Raw genomic sequence first — 4,236 nt, forward strand, 5'->3', positions numbered from 1 at the left:
CCGCGGCCGTCGACGATGCCGGGGATGGCCTGGGCATAGGTCATGTTGGGGTTCATCCGCGTCGCCGGCGCGACGAACCAGGTGCGCAGCATTCCGGCCGCCTTCACCGCGTATTTCGGGTCGCGGGTGAAGGTGTAAGCCAGCGCCAGGGCGCGGACATCGCTGCTAAAGCCGGACAGGCGCACGCTGTCGGTGGCATCGGTCTTGCTGTCCGGGTTGGTCTGGCCGTCGCGGCGGATATAGGGCAGCCCGTTCGGCGTGTTCGGGTTGGGCCACCAATAGGGGCCAAAGCTGAAATAGTCGTGCTTGTTGCCGGAAGCCGGGGTCAGCGACTTGCCGGTGACCGACGGATTCGCCTTAGCCAGGGCCCGGTCGGCAGTCTTCAGCAGCGCGACATAGGAGGGCTGGTACAGCGGATCGCCGACCGAGATCTTCGCCCGCGCCAGCTCGATCTTGGCCGGGTCATAGCTGAACCAGCGCGACGGCGCCGCGACGGCCGACGCGGCGGTCAGGAGCAAGGCAAGCACGGCACAGGCGAAAGCGGCAGCCCGCATGATCGATCCCCCCGGATGGATAGTGGTCCTATCCAATAGATCGCGACCGGCCGGTCCGCTCAATCCTTTTCCGCACAACACTTCAATTCACCGACACTCTTCCATCCGAGTGGGTTGCCGTCGTCCTGGACTGAGCCTATACTTGCAATTGTTAATTTAAAATTCTCTATAATTTTCCGTAATTCCGTTTCCAGCATCCCGATTTTTAAGTCCAGCGGCGGCGCTGGCGGATTGTTTGAGGAGACCGGTGATGATTTCTCTCGAGGATTTGAAGGAGCTGTTTCCCAAGGGGCGCGAGGCCATCCTGGAGGCGCTGGCCAAGCAGTCCAAAACCGTGTTCGCCGAGTTCGACATGGCCGATCGGCCCAACCGGCTGCATTTCTTCCTGGCGCAGGTCGCCCATGAATCCGGCGGCCTCAGCGTCATCGAGGAAAACCTCAAATACAGCGCCAAGCGGATGACCGAGATCTGGCCATCACGCTTCCCCGCCCTGGCCGCGGCCGAGCCCTTCGCCAACAATCCGGAGGCGCTGGCGAACAAGGTCTATGCCAGCCGCATGGGCAACGGGTCGCCGGAATCGGGTGACGGCTGGCGGTATCGCGGCCGCGGATACATTCAGATCACCGGCCGCGACGGCTATCGCGCGATCGGCGACGCCATCGGGGTCGACCTCGAAAACCATCCGGACCACGCCGCGGCGCCGGAACACGCGCTGCGCGTCGCCTGCGGCTTCTGGCGGTGGAAGAAGGTGAACGCCGCCTGCGACGAGGGCGATTTCCCCAGGGTGACGCGCCTGGTCAATGGCGGCCTCAACGGCCAGCCCGACCGGGAGGCCTGGTTGGAGAAGGTGCGCAAGATCCTGAAGCCCGCCGCGCCGGCGAAGAGCGCACCGCCCACCAAGGAGGAGATCCGCAAGGTCCAGCTGGCGCTCCGGGCCCACGGTTTCACCACGGTGACGGCCGACGGCGTCATGGGCCCCAAGACGACTGCCGCCATCGACAGGTTCCGAAAGGACAAAGGCCTGAAGCCAGGATCGATCGACAGCGCCCTGAAGAAGGCCCTCGACGTCACCTGATCAGGTATCCGCCGCGCCCGCCGGCCTCCGGCGGGCGTGGGCCGGCGGCGCGACCGAGGCGCGCGCGACCACCCGGCAGGGCAGCATGGCGTGCACGATGTCGCCCGCCCCGTCGATCTCGGCCAACAGGCGGCGCATCGCCTGCACCCCCATGTCGTAGCGCGGCTTGTCGACGGTGGTCAGGCCGGGGTCGGTGTAGCCCCCGGCCTCGACCCCATCCATGCCCATGATCGAGATCTCGCGCGGGCAGGCGCGGCCGGTGGCGCGGGCGGCCAGGATGGCGCCCACCGCCATCAGGTCGTTGGCGGCGAAGACCGCGGTCATCCGCCCGCCTTCCCGGTCGATCAGGCGCAGCGTTGCCGCCTGGCCGGATTCGACGGTGTAGTCGCCCTCGTCCATCGGCAGGGTGGCCGGGCCGAAGCCGTGGCGCTGCCAATGCGCCTGCGCCTCGGTCCGGAAGCGGGTGCGGACGACGCGGCGGCTGCCGCCGTCGATCAGGCCGATATGGCGGTGGCCGGCGGCGACCAGATGGTCCAGCGCCAGCCGCACGCCCTGGGCGACATCGCTGCACACGCTGCTGAAATCCGGGAACCGCGCGCTGCTGGAGCCGATCATCACCACCGGTGCCTCGGCCTGGCGCAACAGGTCGCGGTCGTCGGTGGCGGGGTTCAGGATGATGCCGTCGACCCGGGCCTGGCGCAACGCCTGCAGGTGCCGGCGCTCGCGCTCCGCATCCCAGTCGGAGCTGAAGATTAGCAGCGACCGCTTCTGCGCCTCCGCCGCGTCCTGTGCGCCGCGGGCCAAATCGGCCCAGAATGGGTTGGAGATGTCGGGGATGACCAGGCCGAGGGTGCGGCTGCGGCCGGTGCGCAGGCCGAAGGCCAGGTGGTTGCGCTCATAGCCGGACTGGCGGACCGCCTCCTCCACCCGCTTGCGGGTCTCGGCATGCACCGCGCCGACGCCGGACAGCACCCGCGCCACGGTCGTCTTCGACACGCCGGACAGGCGGGCGACGTCGATGATCGTTGGCTGGCGGTCGCGTTGACCGGTCAAAGGCACCTCCCTGGAGTCTGCCGCCCGCTGACGGCGGGTCGTGCGCTCCATCATGGAAAACCAGATACCGGGCCTCCCTATGGGAACGTTACCAATCTCCTATTCTGCGCGTCAAGTGGGCATCGCTGCGGGGATTATGGGCAACTCACCGAGTGAGAGAAAAGACTATTTTCCTATCACAGCGAAGCGCAAAAATTTGTGCCGCTGCGGGAACTCCCAGGCGCCGTTGCTATTGACGCTGATGAGGTCGGATGTGCGGGCGCGACGCGCCGTTCAGACGGCCCTCCGAGAACCCGAAATTTGGATGGCGCAGCCGGCTCGGTGCGCCCGCCCCGGGGCGGACAGGCAAAATCGCCGGACCAACGGTCTTGCGGTGGCTTTTGCCTGACAATAATTGTGTCAGCTCTGCATGTGAATTACAGGGTATTCAGCAACAATAGCATCATTTGTTATTTTACAAAACATTAACATTTCCAACCGAGACCTGAGACGCGTCCCTAACCATATCAATCCTACGCCTCCGATACTCTTACGGGAGAGACAGATGAGCGACGATCGTTCAGAGCAGATCCGGCAGCGCGCCTATCAGATCTGGGAGAATCTGGGTCGCCCCGAGGGCGGGCATGACGAGCATTGGGTCCAGGCGGAAGCCGAAATCCTGGCCGATGAGGCCGAGAGTTCGGGCAGCGTGCCCGAAGGCAGCGAGGATCTTGGCGCGAAGATTGCGTCGAAAGATGCGTAAGGCCGCCTTGGTGTTGTCCTTCGCGACCGTGGAGCAGGCCCAGTGATCCCATCGGCCACCACCCGAGCCTTGCCTGCGGAAATGGACCGTGCCCGGCACGGCATGCCGTTCGGCGCCGAGTTGCAGCCGGACGGCAGCACCCGTTTCCGCCTGTGGGCGCCGGATGCCGATGCGGTCACGCTGCTGCTGGACGAGGGACAGCGCGAGCTGCCGCTGGATCGCCGGGCCGATGGCTGGTTCGGCCTGACCGTGCCGGCGGTGCCGGCCGGCACGCCCTACCGCTATCGGCTACCGGATGGAACCGAGGTGCCCGACCCGGCCTCGCGCCACCAGCAAGGCGGCCCGTTCGGCCCTTCGATCGTCTGGGACCCGCAGGGCTATGCCTGGCGCGCGCAAGGCTGGCGCGGCCGGCCCTGGCATGAGGCGGTGGTCTATGAGCTGCATTGCGGCGCCATCGGCCGGCCCGGCGGCTTCGCCGGCGTCATCCGGCGCCTGGACGACCTTGCCCGGCTGGGCGTCACCGCGATCGAGCTGATGCCGGTCGCCGATTTCGTCGGGTCGCGCGGCTGGGGCTATGACGGGGTGCTGCCCTTCGCCCCGGCGTCGGTCTACGGCACGCCGGACGAGCTGAAGCAGCTGGTCGACGCCGCGCATGAGCGCGGGCTGATGGTGCTGCTCGACGTCGTCTACAACCATTTCGGCCCGGCCGGGAACTTCCTCGGCCACTACGCCGGCGCCTTCTTCGACGGGGCGAGGGTCACGCCCTGGGGGCCGGCGATCGACTTCGCCAGGCCGCAGGTGCGCGCCTTCTT

Annotated in this window: 5 protein-coding genes; 3 read left to right on the forward strand and 2 right to left on the reverse strand. The window is 66.8% G+C overall.

Going from position 1 to position 4,236, the window contains the following annotated elements; all coding sequences use genetic code 11:
• Window positions 1–554 (reverse strand): alginate lyase family protein (locus tag AC3XYG_RS42325; protein ID WP_489145935.1); only part of this gene is annotated, 554 nt, incomplete at its 3' end.
• A gap of 250 nt (window positions 555–804) precedes the next feature.
• Here AC3XYG_RS42325 and AC3XYG_RS42330 point away from each other — a divergent pair.
• Entirely contained in the window at window positions 805–1,629 is an 825-nt protein-coding gene (locus AC3XYG_RS42330; RefSeq protein ID WP_489145936.1) for a peptidoglycan-binding protein, read from the forward strand.
• Here the strand turns inward: AC3XYG_RS42330 and AC3XYG_RS42335 are convergent, their stop codons facing one another.
• Window positions 1,630–2,682 (reverse strand): LacI family DNA-binding transcriptional regulator, encoded by a 1,053-nt coding sequence (locus AC3XYG_RS42335; RefSeq protein WP_489145937.1) that lies wholly within the window; start codon window positions 2,680–2,682, stop codon window positions 1,630–1,632.
• 544 nt (window positions 2,683–3,226) lie between these two features.
• On the opposite strand from AC3XYG_RS42335, the gene AC3XYG_RS42340 reads away from it, so the two are divergent.
• Both AC3XYG_RS42340 and AC3XYG_RS42345 read left to right on the forward strand, forming a co-directional pair.
• The gene (locus AC3XYG_RS42340; RefSeq protein WP_489145938.1) at window positions 3,227–3,424 is read left to right on the forward strand and encodes a DUF2934 domain-containing protein; all 198 of its coding nucleotides are present in this window, start codon (window positions 3,227–3,229) and stop codon (window positions 3,422–3,424) included.
• A gap of 42 nt (window positions 3,425–3,466) precedes the next feature.
• On the forward strand, window positions 3,467–4,236 hold a 770-nt coding region (locus AC3XYG_RS42345; protein ID WP_489145939.1), incomplete at its 3' end, for an alpha-amylase family glycosyl hydrolase.

It is taken from the genome of Inquilinus sp. (genome assembly GCF_057815775.1).